Genomic DNA, 14,774 nt, shown 5'->3' on the forward strand with positions numbered 1-14,774 from the left:
GCGATTGGAGCGTAGGGCCAGCAGTTCCGGGTGACCATGCCTCGCGCAGGATTCACGGATGGGACCCGGGATCACGGGCCCCACTACCATTGCGCTGATTCTTCTCAGCACGGAACGAACTGGAGCGAACTCATGGGCCTCGGCGTGCGCTGGACCCTGCACGGTGACGGGCGGACCCCCGCCCCCGGCGCCGTCGTCCGTCCGGACGAGCGGCTGTCCTGGCCCCGGACGATCGGCCTCGGCGCCCAGCACGTGGTGGCCATGTTCGGCGCGTCCTTCGTGGCGCCGGTCCTCATGGGCCTCGACCCCAACCTCGCGATCATGATGTCCGGCGTCGCCACGGTCATCTTCCTGCTCGCCACCAAGGGCCGGGTGCCCAGCTATCTGGGCTGTTCCCTCTCCTTCGTCGGGGTCGCGGCCGCGATCCGGGCCACCGGCGGCACCAGCGCCACCGTGACCGGCGCCGTCCTCGTCGTCGGCGTCGCGCTGTTCGCGGCGGGCCTCGCGGTGCAGCGGTTCGGCGCGCGGATCATCCACGCCGCCATGCCGCCGATCGTGACCGGCGCGGTGGTCATGCTGATCGGCTTCAACCTGGCGCCGGTCACCGCGGCCACCTACTGGCCGCAGGACCAGTGGACCGCGCTCCTGGTCATGTTCTTCACCGGGCTGGCCGTGGTCTGTCTGCGCGGCTTCTGGTCCCGGGTCGCGATCTTCCTCGGCCTGCTCTTCGGCTACGGCATCTCCTGGCTCTTCGACCGCGTCTTCGGCAAGATCCACTCGATTCCGGGCGCGGGCGAGGCCACCGACCACTGGCGCCTGGACCTCTCCGGCGTCGGCAGGGCGGACTGGATCGGCCTGCCCTCCTTCCATGCCCCGCACTTCGAGTGGTCCGCCATCCTGGTCGCCCTCCCCGTCGTGATCGCGCTGATCGCCGAGAACGCCGGACACGTCAAGGCCGTCGGCGAGATGACCGGCGACGACCTCGACGACCAGCTGGGCACCGCGATCGCCGCCGACGGCGCCGCCTCCGTGCTCTCCACCGCCGTCGGCGGCCCGCCCAACACCACGTACTCCGAGAACATCGGCGTCATGGCCGCCACCCGCGTCTACTCGACCGCCGCCTACTGGGCCGCCGCCGGATTCGCGCTGCTCTTCGGGCTCTGCCCCAAGTTCGGCGCGATCGTCGCGGCCATTCCCGGCGGCGTCCTCGGCGGCATCACGGTCATCCTGTACGGCATGATCGGCCTCCTGGGCGCCCAGATCTGGATCAACGCCAAGGTGGACCTGCGCAATCCGCTGAACCTGGTCCCGGCGGCCGCGGGCATCATCATCGGCATCGGCGGCGTCACCCTGAAGTTCACCGACAACTTCCGCCTCAGCGGGATCGCCCTCGGCACCATCGTGGTCATCACCGGCTACCACGTGCTGCGCGCCTTCGCCCCGGCCCATATGAAGGAGCAGGAGCCGCTGCTCGACGAGGGCACGTCGTCGTACGACGACGGCGGCGCGGAGGTCGGCGACAAGGGCGGCGACAAGCGCGAGGCGGCCGACGGGGCTCAGCGCGCCAAGTCGTAGGCGTAGTCCGGGGTGAAGCTGCCCGCCGCGCCCCGGCAGCCGTCGGACTCACCGGGCAGCTTCACCCACAGATAGGCGTCGATGCGCGCCTCCCCGGTGTTCGTGGTCGGGGCGCGGCCCAGCGCCCGCCCGGCCGGGTCGCACCACTCCCCGCCGGGCGGCGCTCCCCTCCCGTTGCGGCTGGTGTCGATCACCGCGCCCAGCCGCGCGGGACCGCCCAGCGCCGTGAGCACCCGCCGCGCGTACGCCACTTCGTCGGCCGTGCGGTGGAAGTTGGAGACGTTGGTGAAGATGCCGTCGCCGCTGGTGGCCGCGCCCGCCGCACGCAGCAGACCGGCCATCTCCTCGGCGCCGCGCCATCCGGAGTGGCCCGCGTCGAAGTACACCCTGGCCCGGGCGTCGGCGGCGTGGATCGCCCGCCCCGCTCTGGCCAGCGAGGCGAACCGGGCGGCGCGCTCGCCCTCGGAGAGGCAGTCCGACTGGGCGATCGCGTCCGGCTCCAGGACCACGATGACCGGTGAACGCCCGAGCCCCGCCGCGAAGTTCCCGATCCAGCTGTCGTACGCGTCCAGGCTCGGCGCGCCGCCCTGCGAGGCGCCGCCGCAGTCCCGGCCGGGAATCGCGTACGGGACGAGCACCGGCACCCGGCCCTCTCCGGCCGCCGCCGAGGTCACCGCCCGCACCTCGCGCGTGATCGTGCCGGGGTCGTACTCCGTGAACCAGACGGCCGTCGGCTGGTCCGCGATCCGCCGCTCTATCAGCGACCGCCGGGGGTCGTCGGGGTGGTCCCGGACCCAGTCCAGGGCCTGGGAGTCGGGCGAGCGGTAGAGCGCCGCGGAGACCGCCGCCCGCGACGGCGACGGGGTGGCCGAGGGCTTGGGGGCGAGGGACGGCGGGGTCGTGCGTGGCGTCGCGCGCGTGGCGGACGGGGCCGTGGGCGCCGAGGTGGGCACGGCGGGCAGGGTCACCGTGGCGGGCGAGGCGGTCGCGGTGGGCCGGGCGGCGTCGTCGCCCCCGCCCCCGAGGGCCGCCACCGCGCCCGAGACCACGCCGGCGGCCACGACCGCGCAGGCCAGCGCCACCATGGCGGCGCGCCGCGCGGCCGAGCGGCGCGCGGCTCTGTCGTCCCGGCGCCTACGCGCGCGTGACGGCGGTGTTCCCGGCACCGTGAACTCCCCTCCCCCAAAGCCCCCATGATCCCGCACGGCCCCGACGGCCTCGTGTTCACCCGTTCCGGGGAAGCCCCGGGCCCGGCGGCGTCCCGGAAAGCGTAGGGCTGGGACGCTGCCCTCATGGTGCGGATCGAACAGCGGGCAGGTGGCACGGGGCTCGCCAAGGTGTCGGTGGACACCGTAGCGGCGCGGATGCGGGCGCTGCGCGCGAGCCTCCCGCCCAAGGACGGGCTGGCCGTCTTCAACCGGGTCTATCTGGCGGTCACCGAGGAGATCGACCGGTCCCTCACCCGGGGCGCGTTCGAGGACCCACGGGCGGCGGCGACCCTGGACGTGCTGTTCGCCGGGCGCTATCTGCGGGCGGTCGACGCGGTGGCGGCGGGGCGGCGGCCGCCCGCCTGCTGGCGGCCGCTCTTCCAGTACCGGCGCCACCCGGGCGTGCGGCCCCTCCAGTTCGCTCTCTGCGGCATCAACGCCCACATCGGGCACGACCTGGCGCTCGCCGTCGTGGACAGCTGCCGCGCCCTGGAGTGCGAACCGGACGAACTGGAGCGGGACTTCGAACGGGTCGGCGACATGCTGGTGGCGCTGGAGGAGCGGGTGCGCGAGGAGCTGATGCCGGGGCCCGACCTGCTGGAGGTCGCGGACCCGCTCACGCACCTGCTGGCGTCGTGGAGCCTGGAGCGGGCGCGCGACGCGGCCTGGTCGTCGGCCCGGTTGCTGTGGAGGCTGCGGGAACTTCCGGACCTGTCCCGGGAGTTCAGGGAGCGGATGGACGCGGGTGTCGGCCTGGTGGGGCGCTGCCTGCTGACGCCGTACGCAGGCCCTGCTTCCGCACGAGGAGTTCACTCATGGCAATCCGGCTCGGACTCGGCCTCCCGCAGATGAGGCAGTACGACATCGGCCGAGACATCCCCGCGGTCGCGCGCGCCGCCGAGGAGGTGGGCTACGAGAGCCTGTGGGTCTTCGAGCGGGTGATCTTCCCGACCCCCGCGGCCCAGGGGCTGTACGGGATACCGGGCCTGGCCTGGCCGGACACCTACCGGTCGGTGGCCGACCCGCTGGTCTCCCTCACGCTCGCGGCGGCGTCCACCGAGCGGGCACGCCTGGGCACGAGCGTGCTCGTGGCGCCGCTGCACGTGCCGTTCCAGCTGGCCCGTTCGCTCGCCTCGCTGGACGCGGCGAGCGGCGGCCGGGTTCTGGCGGGGATGGGCACGGGCTGGTCCCTCGACGAGTACGCGGCGGCGGCCGTGGCGCCGTTCGAGCGGCGCGGCAAGGTGCTCGACGAGACGCTGGACGTGTGCGCGGCGGTCTGGGGCCCGGACCCGGTCGCGTACGAGGGCGAGTTGACCACCATCACCCCCTCCGAGGTCGGCCCCAAGCCGGCCCGGCCGATCCCGGTGTACCTCGCGGCGGCGGGCCCGAAGGCGGTGCGCCGTGTGGTGGACCGGGCGGACGGCTGGATGCCGGTGGCCCAGGGCGCGGCCCAGCTCGCCCGGGCGTGGACCGGGGTGCGGGAAACGGCCGCCGAGCGCGGCCGGGAGCGCGCGATAGAGGTCTGCGTGCGCGTCAACGCGCGATACACCCCGAAGCCGTACGAGGGCGAGGGGCGCCCCCCGTTCGCCGGAAGCGCGGCCCAGATCGTCGAGGACCTGGTGGCCCATGCCCACGAGGGCATAGGCGAGTTCCTGCTCGACCTCCAGGGCACCCCGCGCGACGCGGAGGAGCTCAAGGACGTGGCGGCGGAGGTGTATGGGCTGGCGCGGGCGGCGGGGCTGTAGACGGAAGGGCCCGGGGGCAGAAGCCCCCGAGCCCTCCTCGCTCCGTGCCGCGGTCCGGTCAGTCCTCCGGCAGCTCGACCGGCGCGATCTCGTCGTACAGGTCGCCCGGGCCGGGGTTGGTGCCGTCCGTCGTGCCGCCGAGGTGGTGCATGACGCCCCACACCGCGTTCAGGGCGGTCTGCACCGCGCCCTCGGCCCAGCCGGCCGTCCAGGAGATGTCGTCGCCCGCGAGGAAGATGCCCCGCTTGTCCTCGGGCAGCGAGTCCTGCATGAAGTGCGTGAACAGACGGCGCTGGTAGCGGTAGTGCCCGGGCAGGTTCGCCTTGAACGCGCCCATGAAGTAGGGCTCGTTCTCCCACGACACGGTCACCGGGTTGCCGATGATGTGCTTGCGGATGTCGACCTTCGGGTAGATCTCGCCGAGCGACTTGAGCATGACCTCCATGCGCTCCTTCGCCGAGAGCGGCAGCCACTTCAGGCTGTCGTCGCACCAGGTGTAGGAGAGGCAGATCACGGCCGGCTTGTCCGGGCCGTCGTCCAGCAGGTAGGTGCCGCGCGTCATCCGGTCCGTCAGCGTCATCGACATGACGTCACGGCCCGTCGGGTTGCCCCTGTCGTCGACGGCCTTGTCCAGCCAGAACGGCCGGTCCACCGGGACGAACAGCTTCGAGGACTCCATGTAGTGGGTGCGCTCGATCGCCGTCCAGTGGTCGATCGGGAAGAGCGAGTCGTCGCACTCGATCTTGGAGAGCAGCATCCAGGACTGCGCGGTGAAGATCGCCGCGCGGTAGGTGCGGATGTCGCCGGACGCGTCGGTCACGGTGATCCGGTTGCCCGCCGTGCGGGTCAGACGGGTCACCGCCGGGCGCGGCGCGCCCTCGTGCAGCGAGGAGAGCGAGGTGCCCTGCGCCCAGTGCACGATCTTCTCCGGCTCGCGCTCCCACAGCCGCAGCGGCAGCTGCTGGGAGCCGCCGACGATGCCGCGGTGGTGGTCGTCCGCCTCGGTGTAGACGACGCGAAGGATCTCCAGGATGGAGTTGGGGAAGTCGGTGTCCCAGCCGCCGGTGCCGAAGCCGACCTGGCCGAAGATCTCGCGGTGGCGGAAGGACTTGAAGGCCTCCGACTCGCAGAGGAAGCCGTAGAAGGTCTGGTTGTCGAGCTTCTCGACGAGCTTCGCCCAGATCTCGCGGATGCGCGGGACGTCGCGCTCGCGCATCGCGGTGTTCATGTCCGAGAAGTCGGCGCCCTCGTCCAGGCAGGCGTTCCACGCGGCGGCCACGTCGCGGTAGACCTGCGGCAGGTCGGCGATGGTCTCGGCGTAGTGCGTCTCGCCCTTGAGGTCGACCACCGTCGAGGGGGTGGCCTCGGCGAGCGGGTTCGGGAACGGCTCGGTGACCAGGCCGACCAGGTCGATGTAGTGCTGAAGCGCCGTCGAGGAGGGCGGGAAGCGCATCGCGCCCATCTCGGCGGTCAGCCCGTCCGTGCCGGGGCCGTCGAAGCCGACGGTGCGCAGCCGTCCGCCGATCTGGTCGGCCTCGTACACGACAGGCTTGAGGCCCATCTTCATCAGCTCGTACGCGGAGATGATGCCGGACAGACCGCCACCGATGACGGCGACCTCGGTGCCGTGCTCGGTCGCGGGTATCTGGCCGAGCCCGGCCGGGTGGGCCAGGAAGTCGTCGTACGCGTAGGGGAAGTCCGGACCGAACATGGTGATCGGCGGCTGGCCGTCGGTGTGCGGGACGGCGGTGGGCACCGTGGACGTCATGGGGTACGGACTCCTTGCACAGTACGAGGGGGGGGGTGGGGGCGGCCGGAAGGGGTCCGGGTCAGACGAGGGAGGTGTAGAGGCCGGGGCGGCGGTCCCGCAGATACGGGTTGTTCGCGCGCGAGGCGGCCAGGAACTCGGGGTCGGCGTCACCGACGACCAGTTCGGCCTCGCGGCCCGCGCGGGCCCGGGCGGTGCCGTCGGGCCCGGCCAGGCAGCTCAGCCCGACGAACTCGAACTCGCCCTCGGGGCCGGTCCGGTTGACGTACGCGATGTACATCTGGTTCTCGAAGGCGCGCACCGGCACCACGGACTCGGCGACGAACTGGAAGGGGTGCATCTGCGCGGTGGGCACCAGGAGGAGGTCGGTGCCGGCCAGCGCGTGCGCCCGGACGTTCTCGGGGAACTCCACGTCGTAGCAGATCATCATGCCCAGCCGCAGTCCGTTCAGCTCGGCCTGGACGACCTGCTGGTCGCCGGGGGTGAACCACTTCTGCTCGAAGCAGCCGAAGAGGTGGGTCTTGCGGTAGTTCGCCAGGCGCTGCCCGTCGGCGGCGACGAGCTGGGCCGAGTTGTAGACAGTCTCGCCGTCCCGCTCCGGGTAGCCGTAGAGGACCGCGAGGCCGTGGCGCACGGCGATCTCGGCGACGGCCCGGGCCCCGGGCCCGTCGGCGGCCTCGGCCAGCTTGGGCACGTCGTCGCCGATGGCGTAGCCGGTGAGGAACATCTCCGCGGTGACCAGCAGGCCCGCCCCGGTCGCCGCGGCCCGCTCGGCCGCCTCGTCCAGCACCTTCAGGTTCGCGGCGACGTCACCCGGACGGCCGGAGCTCTGGAGCAGGGCGGTACGCAGCGGGGGCATGGCGGTCCTCGGGGCGAAAGTGGTTGAAGGGGTCACCTAGACGGTACGTTCCGCCGCTCGACGCCGACAAGGCACGACTGTTGCGCGCCGGAGGAGGATTCGTTGCGCGTCGGGGGCCATCGGCGGCGATTCGTTGCGCGCCGGTGGACGCGGCCCGTACGCCCCCGCTTCCCGGGCGGGGGATCAGGCGGGCGAGCCCGAGGAGAAGCGCCTGAGCAGGGGCGAGAGCACGAGGACCGACTTGGTGCGCTCCACGTACGGCTCGCCCGCGATCCGTTCCAGGACGCGCTCGAAGTGGCGCATGTCCGAGGCGAAGACCTGGACGATCGCGTCCGCCTCACCGGTGACGGTGGAGGCGGACGCGACCTCGGGGTACCGCTCCAGGCCGCGCTTGATGGCGTCGGGCGAGGTGTTGCGGCGGCAGTAGAGCTCAATGAAGCCCTCGGTCTCCCAGCCGAGCGCCGCGGGGTCCACCCGGACGGTGAATCCGGTGATGGCCCCCTCGGCGCGCAGCCGGTCCACGCGCCGCTTCACGGCGGGCGCGGAGAGGCCGATCAGCGAGCCGATGTCGGCGTAGGAGCGGCGGGCGTCTTCAGCGAGCGCGTGGACGATGCGCTCGTCGAGGTCATTGAGTCGCACTGCGGGTGGATCACTTCTCTGCGGATGCGGTCTCCGTGGCCGGGGCCGAGGCCGTGGCCAGTCGGGAGCGGCGGATGCCGTATCCGAAGTAGATCACGAGACCGATGGCCATCCAGACTCCGAACACGGTCCAGGTCGACGTACCGAGGTCCTTCATCATGTAGCCGCAGAAGAAGAAGCCGAGGATCGGGCAGAGCCAACCGAGCGGGGCGCGGAAGGTGCGCGGCATGTCCGGGCGGGTCCTGCGCAGCACGACGACCGCGATGTTGACCAGCGCGAAGGCGAAGAGCGTGCCGATGCTGGTGGCGTCGACGAGGTCGCCGAGCGGGACGGCCGCGGCGAGCACACCGCAGAAGAGCGACACGATGACCGTGTTGGCGCGGGGGGTGCCGGTCTTGGGGTCGACCTTGCCGAAGATCTTGGGGACCAGGCCGTCGCGGGACATCGAGAACAGGATGCGGGTCTGGCCGTAGAGCACGGTCAGCACCACGCTGGCGATGGAGATGACGGCGCCGGCCGCGAGCAGCGTGCCCCAGAAGGTCTGGCCGCTGACGTCGTTCATGATCGCGGCGAGGGTCGCCTCGCTGCCCTCGAAGGTCTTCCACTGGCGGGCGCCCACGGCGACCGCGGCGACCAGGACGTACAGCGCGGTGACGATGATCAGCGAGAGCATGATCGCGCGCGGCAGGTCGCGCTGCGGGTTCTTGGCCTCCTCACCGGCGGTGGAGGCGGCGTCGAAGCCGATGTAGGAGAAGAAGAGCGAGGAGCCCGCGGCGCTGACACCGGCCATGCCGAGCGGCATGAAGTCGGAGTAGTTGCCGGACTTGAAGCCCATGATGCCGATGGAGCAGAAGAGCACCAGGGTGACGATCTTCACCGCCACCATGATGGTGTTGGCGCGGGCCGACTCACGGGCGCCCCCGAGCAGGAAGACCATCGCGAGCAGCACGACGATCAGCGCGGGCAGGTTGAATATCCCGCCGTCGCCGGGCGGCGCGGAGAGCGCGTCCGGGATGGTGACGCCGATGGTCCCGTCGAGCAGCTCGTTGAGGTACTGGCCCCAGCCGACGGCCACGGCCGCGACCGAGACGCCGTACTCGAGGATCAGACACCAGCCGCAGACCCAGGCGACGAGTTCGCCCAGCGTTGCGTACGCGTACGAGTACGAGGAACCCGCGACCGGGATGGAGCCCGCCAGCTCGGCGTAGGAGAGCGCGGAGAACAGCGCGGTGAGCCCGGCGAGGACGAACGACAGGGTGACCGCCGGTCCGGCCTTGGGGACGGCGGCGCCGAGGACGACGAAGATGCCGGTGCCGAGCGTGGCGCCGATGCTGATCATGGTGAGCTGCCACACGCCGAGGGTGCGGCGCAGAGTGCCGCCCTCGCCCTGGCCACCCTCGGCGACCAGCAGTTCTACCGGCTTGCGCCGCAGCAGCGGGTTGCCGGGGCGCTGCGCCCCGGTGGCCGGTGCTGCTGCGGTGGGGGGCGCTGTGCCGTGGTCCAACACTTCAGTGGGCTCCTTGTCGCTGCCTTCGGAAGCCGACGACCGCGACGGTCCGGCCCTTCCCGTACGAAGGGGCAATCCGGGCATGACTGAGCACACCGTGGCCGGTACCGCCGAGCAGGCGGTCGCCGCCACTCCACGTATCGCGAGAAGAGTAAAGGGTTCCGCTTCCCGCTCGTAATGCAGCAACCTTGCGCATCGCCGAATGATCATTGCGCACAACCGCGACGGATGGGTGTTTGTTGCGCATCAGCGTTCGATCCGTGCGTCAACGGTGTGCGCGACCCTCTCGCGGCGGGGTAGGAGTGAGGTCCCCGACACCTCCCCGAGACCCCGCCCGCCCCCACGATCGGAGGCCCGATGACCTGGCTGGACCCGGAACCGTTTCTGCGCGGAGTGGCGTGGCGGGACGCCAAGGGGAGGCCGGTGCGCGCCGACCCGGCCGACCTGGCCCGCCTGCCCTGGGACACCGCGGAACGGGCCGGACTGCCGATCGGGGTGCGCCTCGAATTCACCGCTGCCGGCGCGTCAGCCGTGGAGATCCGCTACCGCGCCGAGGTGCCCGCGCCCACCGAGAGGATGCGCGCGCTCGCCCACACCTTCGCGCTGTGGGCGGACGGCCGCCGCGTCCACGAGACGGCGGTGACACCGGCCGAGGAGGCGGTCGCGGTGCTCCGACTCCCGCCCGGCGGCGGCCCGTTCACGGTCCATCCGCCGCAGGACCGCTCGCCCCGGATCCTCGCCCTGCGCGGGGTCGGCGGCACGTTGGCGCCCGCCCCGCGCGGGCCGCGCTGGCTGGTCCACGGCGACTCGATCACCGAGGGCTGGTGGTCGACCCGCCCCGCCCACGCCTGGCCCGCGGCGGCCGGGCGCGCGCTCGGCCTGGACACCGTCAACCTCGGTTACGCGGGAGCGGCGCGCGGCGAACTCGCCACCGCCGAACAGCTCGCTTCCCTGCCCGCCGACGTCCTGACGCTCGCGTTCGGCACCAACTGCTGGTCGGGGGCGCCGAGTTCGGCGCCGCTGCTGTACGAGACGACGCGCGCGTTCCTGACCCTGGTGCGCGAGGGCCACCCGCACACCCCGCTCCTGCTGCTCTCCCCGCTGCTGCGCCCCGAGGCCGAGCAGACCCCGAACGCCCTGGGCGCCACGCTGAGCGCCCTGCGCGCCGCGATGGAGGCGGCGGCCCTGGACCGCGCCAAGAACGGCGACAGCCGCCTTCACGTCCTTCCTGGACGCGACCTGCTGACTCCGGCGGACCTGGCGGACGGGTTGCACCCGAACGACGGGGGCCACGAGAAGATCGCGGCGGCAGTAACAGATGCCCTGCGCCCCCACGTATGACGATGGGCCCCCGCGCAAAGCGCGGGGGCCCATCTTTTAGAGGCGCAGGGAACCGCGCGACCAGCCACAGCGGACCCGCAGACGACCAACCGCACCCCTCGCGGACGCCTAGCTCCAGCTCGCGTGCAGCGGCTTGCCCTCGGCGTAACCGGCAGCGGACTGAATGCCCACGACGGCCTTCTCCTCGAACTCCGCCAGCGAGCTCGCGCCCGCGTACGTGCACGAGGACCGCACACCCGCGATGATCGAGTCGATCAGGTCCTCGACGCCCGGCCGGGTCGGGTCGAGGAACATCCGCGACGTGGAGATGCCCTCCTCGAACAGGGCCTTGCGGGCCCGGTCGTACGCGGACTCCTCGCTCGTACGGTTGCGGACCGCGCGGGCCGAGGCCATGCCGAACGACTCCTTGTACAGACGGCCGTCGGCGGTCTGCTGGAGGTCGCCCGGGGACTCGTACGTACCGGCGAACCAGGAGCCGATCATGACGTTGGAGGCACCGGCGGCGAGCGCCATGGCGACATCGCGGGGGTGGCGCACGCCACCGTCGGCCCACACGTGCTTGCCGTACTTCTTCGCCTCGGCGGCGCACTCCAGGACCGCGGAGAACTGCGGGCGGCCCACGCCGGTCATCATCCGGGTGGTGCACATGGCGCCGGGGCCCACACCGACCTTGATGATGTCGGCGCCGGCCTCGATGAGGTCGCGCACGCCCTCGGCGGCGACGATGTTGCCCGCGACGATCGGGACCTGCGGGTCGAGGCCGCGGACGGCCTTGATCGCGGCGATCATCGACTCCTGGTGGCCGTGCGCGGTGTCCACGACGATCGTGTCCGCGCCGGCGTCCAAGAGCTGCTTGGCCTTGCCCGCCACGTCGCCGTTGATGCCGACGGCGGCGGCGACGCGCAGCTTGCCCTCGGCGTCGGTGGCCGGGCTGTACAGGGTCGCGCGCAGGGCGCCCTTGCGGGTCAGGATGCCGGCCAGGCGGCCGTCCTTGTCCACGGCCGGGGCGTAGCGGCGGTTGGCGTGGTCGAGCTTGTTGAACGCCTCGCGCGGGTCGATGTCCGCGTCGAGCAGCAGCAGGTCCCGGGACATGACCTCGGAGAGCTGCGTGAAGCGGTCGACGCCGGTCAGGTCCGCGTCGGTGACGACACCGACGGGCCGCCCTTCGCCGTCCACCACGACACCGGCGTTGTGGGCGCGCTTGGGCAGCAGCGCCAGCGCGTCGGCGACGGTCTGGCCCGGGGCGAGGACGATCGGGGTGTCGAGCACGTGGTGACGCGTCTTGACCCAGGTGATGACGTCGGTGACGACCTCGATCGGAATGTCCTGCGGGATGACGACGATGCCGCCGCGGCGCGCCACGGTCTCGGCCATCCGCCGTCCCGCGATCGCCGTCATGTTGGCGACGACGAGCGGGATCGTGGTGCCCGTGCCGTCGGGCGAGGCCAGGTCGACGCCCTGGCGGGAGCCCACCGCGGAGCGGCTGGGGACCATGAACACGTCGTCGTACGTCAGGTCGTACGGCGGCTTGATGTCATTGAGGAAACGCACGTGCAGAACATCCCAGTCGATCGGAGTGACCCCAGGCATTTCAGCCGGGGCTAAACGCACGTACTTCATTGTCCCATGTTCGGGTGATTGCGCCGCCCGGGCCGATCATCCAGGGCTTGGACACGGCCCTGGTGGGATCACACGAACGCCCTGCCCGGCACCCAGGCCGCGCCCGGCACCCAGGCCGCGACCGCCCCGGGCCGCGCTCACACCGAGGCGCCGAGCGCGAGCACCACGGCGAGGGTGCCGCCGTCGTGGCTGCCCGCCGCCGCGTCCAGTACGTCCCGCGCCGTCTCCCACTCGTCGGGCCTGGCCGCCGCGTACCCCTGCCAGTGCCGCACCACGAGGAGGCGGCCGGGGTCGGCCGGGCCCCAGTCGGGGTCGCCCAGACAGTCGGCGAGCGCGTCCCAGTTGCGGCCGAACCACTCCGGCAGGCGCAGTGCGCGGGCGCAACGGTCCATGAATCCGGCCTTCTCGGTGACTCCGGCGAGGTCGAGCACGTCGACCTGCCAGCCGGTGGCCCGTACGGCGTCGAACGGGTCGGCCGTCATCGCAGCACCGCCTTGAAGCTCTTGTAGTGGTCGCCGGTGTAGTAGATCTCGCCGCTCTGCCCGGTGACCAGCCGCCGGGCGCCGCGGTCGCGCGACTTCGGGGTGTTGACCGTGTACTCGTGGTAGTAGCCGCGCTTGTGCTGCGGCAGCGCCTTCTCGAAGTTCCCGAAGACCGTGCCGTCCTTGGCGTACGGGAAGGGGCCACCCTGGTCGATCAGCTTCAGCGTCTGCTGCGCCTCGGACGGCAGCTGGGAGGCGCGGACGGTGGCCGTGCCCTTGGCCCAGCCGGGGGTGGCGGCGGCGCCGGAAGCGGCGGCCCCGGACGGTTCCACGTCCTTCTTCGACGCGCCCCCGCACCCCGTGAGCAGGAGCGCCAGGCACGCCAGCAGGACGGAGACGGTCGTTCGGGCGGACCTGGTGAGCATGGGCCGATGCTGCCACCCAGAGCCTGCGGACGCGAACGCGCCGGGTGACGATGGAGCCATGCTCCTCGCCGATGTGGCCACCACCTCCCGGGAGATCGCGGCGACCTCCTCCCGTACGAAGAAGTCCGCCCTGCTCGCCGCGCTGTTCCGCGAGACCGCCCCGGACGAGGCGCCGCTGGTGGTCACCTACCTGGCGGGACGGCTGCCGCAGCGCCGTACGGGGCTCGGCTGGAGCACCCTCAAGGACCGTCCGCCGCCCGCCGCGGCCCCCTCCCTGACGGTTCGGGAGGTCGACGCGGCGCTCGACCGGATCGGCGCGCTGGCGGGCAAGGGCGCGCAGGGCGAACGCAGACGGCTGGCCGGGGAGCTGATGGCCGCCGCCACCGAGGAGGAGCAGCGCTTCCTCATCGGCCTGATCACCGGCGAGGTCCGCCAGGGCGCGCTCGACGCGGCCGCCGTGGAGGGCCTCGCCGAGGCGACCGGAGCTCCGGCGGCCGAGGTACGGCGGGCGGTGATGCTCGGCGGCTCGCTGGGGACGGTGGCTGAAGCGCTCCTCGGCGGCGGTACGGAGGCGCTGGCCGCCTTCCGGCTCGACGTGGGCCGGCCCGTGCTGCCGATGCTGGCGCACACCGCCAAGGACGTGGACGAGGCGCTGGACCGGCTGGGCCCGTGCGCGGTGGAGGAGAAGCTCGACGGCATCCGGGTCCAGGTGCACCGGGACGGCGACGAGGTGCGGGTCTTCACCCGTACGCTCGACGAGATCACCGTACGGCTGCCCGAAGTGGTCGCCGCCGCCCGGGAGCTGACGGCCGCGCGGGCGATCCTGGACGGCGAGGTGATCGCGCTCGACCAGGACGGGCGACCACGGCAGTTCCAGGACATCGCGGGCCGGGTCGGCTCGCGGCTGGACGTGGCCGGCGCACAGGGCCGGTTGCCACTGTTTCCGGTCTTTTTCGATCTGCTCTCGGTGGACGGCCGCGATCTGCTGGACCTGTCCGTACGGGAGCGCGGCGCGGAGCTCGTCCGGGTGGCGCCGGAGCCGCGCCGGGTGCGGCGGGTGACGGTCGAGGACCCGGACGACCCCGAACAGCGGGCGGCGGCACGGGAGTTCGCGGACCTGACGCTGGAGCGCGGCCACGAGGGCGTGGTGGTGAAGGCGCTGGACTCGGCGTACAGCGCGGGCCGCAGGGGCGCCTCCTGGCTGAAGGTCAAGCCGGTGCACACGCTCGACCTGGTGGTGCTCGCGGCCGAGTGGGGCCACGGCCGGCGCACCGGAACGCTCTCCAATCTGCACCTGGGCGCCCGCCGCCCGGACGGCTCGTTCGCCATGCTGGGCAAGACCTTCAAGGGGCTCACCGACGTCCTGCTGGCCTGGCAGACCGAGCGGCTGCGGGAGCTGGCGGTGGCCGAGGAGCCGTGGGGCGTGCGGGTGCGGCCGGAACTCGTCGTAGAGATCGCCTTCGACGGGGTGCAGAGATCGTCGCGCTACCCGGAGGGGGTGACACTGAGGTTCGCGCGGGTAGTGCGCTACCGCGAGGACAAGAGCGCCTCGGAGGCGGACACGGTCGCCACGGTGAAGGCACTGGGCGGCGGGAGGGACTGAAC

The 14,774-nt window shown here is 72.4% G+C and carries 13 protein-coding genes; 5 read left to right on the top strand and 8 right to left on the bottom strand.

The window, feature by feature from the left end; translation table 11 throughout:
* The first annotated feature begins 132 nt into the window (after nucleotides 1–132).
* Nucleotides 133–1,575 carry a solute carrier family 23 protein gene (locus AB0G17_RS28865; RefSeq protein WP_361389057.1) on the top strand — a complete coding sequence of 481 codons (1,443 nt, stop codon included), beginning with the start codon at nucleotides 133–135 and terminating at the stop codon, nucleotides 1,573–1,575.
* Here AB0G17_RS28865 and AB0G17_RS28870 read toward each other — a convergent pair.
* The gene (locus AB0G17_RS28870; protein ID WP_361389177.1) at nucleotides 1,557–2,660 is read right to left on the bottom strand and encodes a glycoside hydrolase family 6 protein; all 1,104 of its coding nucleotides are present in this window, start codon (nucleotides 2,658–2,660) and stop codon (nucleotides 1,557–1,559) included. The two genes, AB0G17_RS28865 and AB0G17_RS28870, sit on opposite strands and share 19 nt — an antisense overlap.
* A 207-nt stretch (nucleotides 2,661–2,867) precedes the next feature.
* On the opposite strand from AB0G17_RS28870, the gene AB0G17_RS28875 reads away from it, so the two are divergent.
* Both AB0G17_RS28875 and AB0G17_RS28880 read left to right on the top strand, forming a co-directional pair.
* Complete coding sequence (locus AB0G17_RS28875; RefSeq protein ID WP_361389060.1) at nucleotides 2,868–3,635, top strand: DUF5995 family protein; 768 nt, start codon at nucleotides 2,868–2,870, stop codon at nucleotides 3,633–3,635.
* Nucleotides 3,599–4,528: an LLM class F420-dependent oxidoreductase gene (locus tag AB0G17_RS28880; RefSeq protein ID WP_361389063.1), complete on the top strand. Its 930-nt coding sequence runs from the start codon at nucleotides 3,599–3,601 to the stop codon at nucleotides 4,526–4,528. The genes AB0G17_RS28875 and AB0G17_RS28880 overlap by 37 nt, the downstream gene beginning before the upstream one ends.
* A 58-nt stretch (nucleotides 4,529–4,586) precedes the next feature.
* Here AB0G17_RS28880 and AB0G17_RS28885 read toward each other — a convergent pair whose 3' ends face one another.
* The 4 genes from AB0G17_RS28885 to AB0G17_RS28900 all read right to left on the bottom strand — a co-directional run bounded on the left by AB0G17_RS28885 (nucleotide 4,587) and on the right by AB0G17_RS28900 (nucleotide 9,301).
* A complete protein-coding gene (locus AB0G17_RS28885) occupies nucleotides 4,587–6,296 on the bottom strand; it encodes an NAD(P)/FAD-dependent oxidoreductase (protein WP_361389066.1) in 1,710 nt (569 codons plus the stop codon).
* Between the two features lie 61 nt (nucleotides 6,297–6,357).
* Nucleotides 6,358–7,155, bottom strand: a complete 798-nt coding sequence (locus AB0G17_RS28890; RefSeq protein WP_361389069.1) for a carbon-nitrogen hydrolase family protein — start codon at nucleotides 7,153–7,155, stop codon at nucleotides 6,358–6,360.
* Nucleotides 7,156–7,338: 183 nt separating this feature from the next.
* Nucleotides 7,339–7,794 carry an Lrp/AsnC family transcriptional regulator gene (locus tag AB0G17_RS28895; RefSeq protein ID WP_358835061.1) on the bottom strand — a complete coding sequence of 152 codons (456 nt, stop codon included), beginning with the start codon at nucleotides 7,792–7,794 and terminating at the stop codon, nucleotides 7,339–7,341.
* 10 nt (nucleotides 7,795–7,804) lie between these two features.
* Entirely contained in the window at nucleotides 7,805–9,301 is a 1,497-nt protein-coding gene (locus tag AB0G17_RS28900) for an amino acid permease (RefSeq protein ID WP_361389072.1), read from the bottom strand.
* A 357-nt stretch (nucleotides 9,302–9,658) separates the two neighbouring features.
* Between AB0G17_RS28900 and AB0G17_RS28905 the strand changes: the two genes are divergently transcribed.
* Nucleotides 9,659–10,642: a GDSL-type esterase/lipase family protein gene (locus AB0G17_RS28905; protein WP_361389075.1), complete on the top strand. Its 984-nt coding sequence runs from the start codon at nucleotides 9,659–9,661 to the stop codon at nucleotides 10,640–10,642.
* Between the two features lie 108 nt (nucleotides 10,643–10,750).
* Here the strand turns inward: AB0G17_RS28905 and AB0G17_RS28910 are convergent, their stop codons facing one another.
* From AB0G17_RS28910 to AB0G17_RS28920, 3 genes are all read right to left on the bottom strand, one after another.
* The gene (locus AB0G17_RS28910) at nucleotides 10,751–12,232 is read right to left on the bottom strand and encodes a GuaB1 family IMP dehydrogenase-related protein (protein WP_361389078.1); all 1,482 of its coding nucleotides are present in this window, start codon (nucleotides 12,230–12,232) and stop codon (nucleotides 10,751–10,753) included.
* Between the two features lie 167 nt (nucleotides 12,233–12,399).
* Nucleotides 12,400–12,744, bottom strand: coding sequence for a barstar family protein (locus AB0G17_RS28915; RefSeq protein WP_361389080.1), 345 nt, complete (start codon nucleotides 12,742–12,744; stop codon nucleotides 12,400–12,402).
* A complete protein-coding gene (locus tag AB0G17_RS28920) occupies nucleotides 12,741–13,169 on the bottom strand; it encodes a ribonuclease domain-containing protein (RefSeq protein WP_361389083.1) in 429 nt (142 codons plus the stop codon). The genes AB0G17_RS28915 and AB0G17_RS28920 overlap by 4 nt, the downstream gene beginning before the upstream one ends.
* 58 nt (nucleotides 13,170–13,227) lie before the next feature.
* Between AB0G17_RS28920 and AB0G17_RS28925 the strand changes: the two genes are divergently transcribed.
* Nucleotides 13,228–14,772: an ATP-dependent DNA ligase gene (locus tag AB0G17_RS28925; protein WP_361389086.1), complete on the top strand. Its 1,545-nt coding sequence runs from the start codon at nucleotides 13,228–13,230 to the stop codon at nucleotides 14,770–14,772.
* Nucleotides 14,773–14,774 lie beyond the last annotated feature (2 nt).

Source organism: Streptomyces sp. NPDC023838 (assembly GCF_040639555.1).
Lineage (GTDB): Bacteria > Actinomycetota > Actinomycetes > Streptomycetales > Streptomycetaceae > Streptomyces.

What these genes read in the sequence shown, in the direction of transcription:
- AB0G17_RS28915 (WP_361389080.1), bottom strand. Translation starts at nt 12,744, where the DNA reads ATGACGGCCGACCCGTTCGACGCCGTACGGGCCACCGGCTGGCAGGTC.
- AB0G17_RS28880 (WP_361389063.1), top strand. Translation starts at nt 3,599, where the DNA reads ATGGCAATCCGGCTCGGACTCGGCCTCCCGCAGATGAGGCAGTACGAC.
- AB0G17_RS28870 (WP_361389177.1), bottom strand. Translation starts at nt 2,660, where the DNA reads ATGGTGGCGCTGGCCTGCGCGGTCGTGGCCGCCGGCGTGGTCTCGGGC.
- AB0G17_RS28885 (WP_361389066.1), bottom strand. Translation starts at nt 6,296, where the DNA reads ATGACGTCCACGGTGCCCACCGCCGTCCCGCACACCGACGGCCAGCCG.
- AB0G17_RS28865 (WP_361389057.1), top strand. Translation starts at nt 133, where the DNA reads ATGGGCCTCGGCGTGCGCTGGACCCTGCACGGTGACGGGCGGACCCCC.
- AB0G17_RS28910 (WP_361389078.1), bottom strand. Translation starts at nt 12,232, where the DNA reads ATGCCTGGGGTCACTCCGATCGACTGGGATGTTCTGCACGTGCGTTTC.
- AB0G17_RS28875 (WP_361389060.1), top strand. Translation starts at nt 2,868, where the DNA reads ATGGTGCGGATCGAACAGCGGGCAGGTGGCACGGGGCTCGCCAAGGTG.
- AB0G17_RS28905 (WP_361389075.1), top strand. Translation starts at nt 9,659, where the DNA reads ATGACCTGGCTGGACCCGGAACCGTTTCTGCGCGGAGTGGCGTGGCGG.
- AB0G17_RS28920 (WP_361389083.1), bottom strand. Translation starts at nt 13,169, where the DNA reads ATGCTCACCAGGTCCGCCCGAACGACCGTCTCCGTCCTGCTGGCGTGC.
- AB0G17_RS28890 (WP_361389069.1), bottom strand. Translation starts at nt 7,155, where the DNA reads ATGCCCCCGCTGCGTACCGCCCTGCTCCAGAGCTCCGGCCGTCCGGGT.
- AB0G17_RS28925 (WP_361389086.1), top strand. Translation starts at nt 13,228, where the DNA reads ATGCTCCTCGCCGATGTGGCCACCACCTCCCGGGAGATCGCGGCGACC.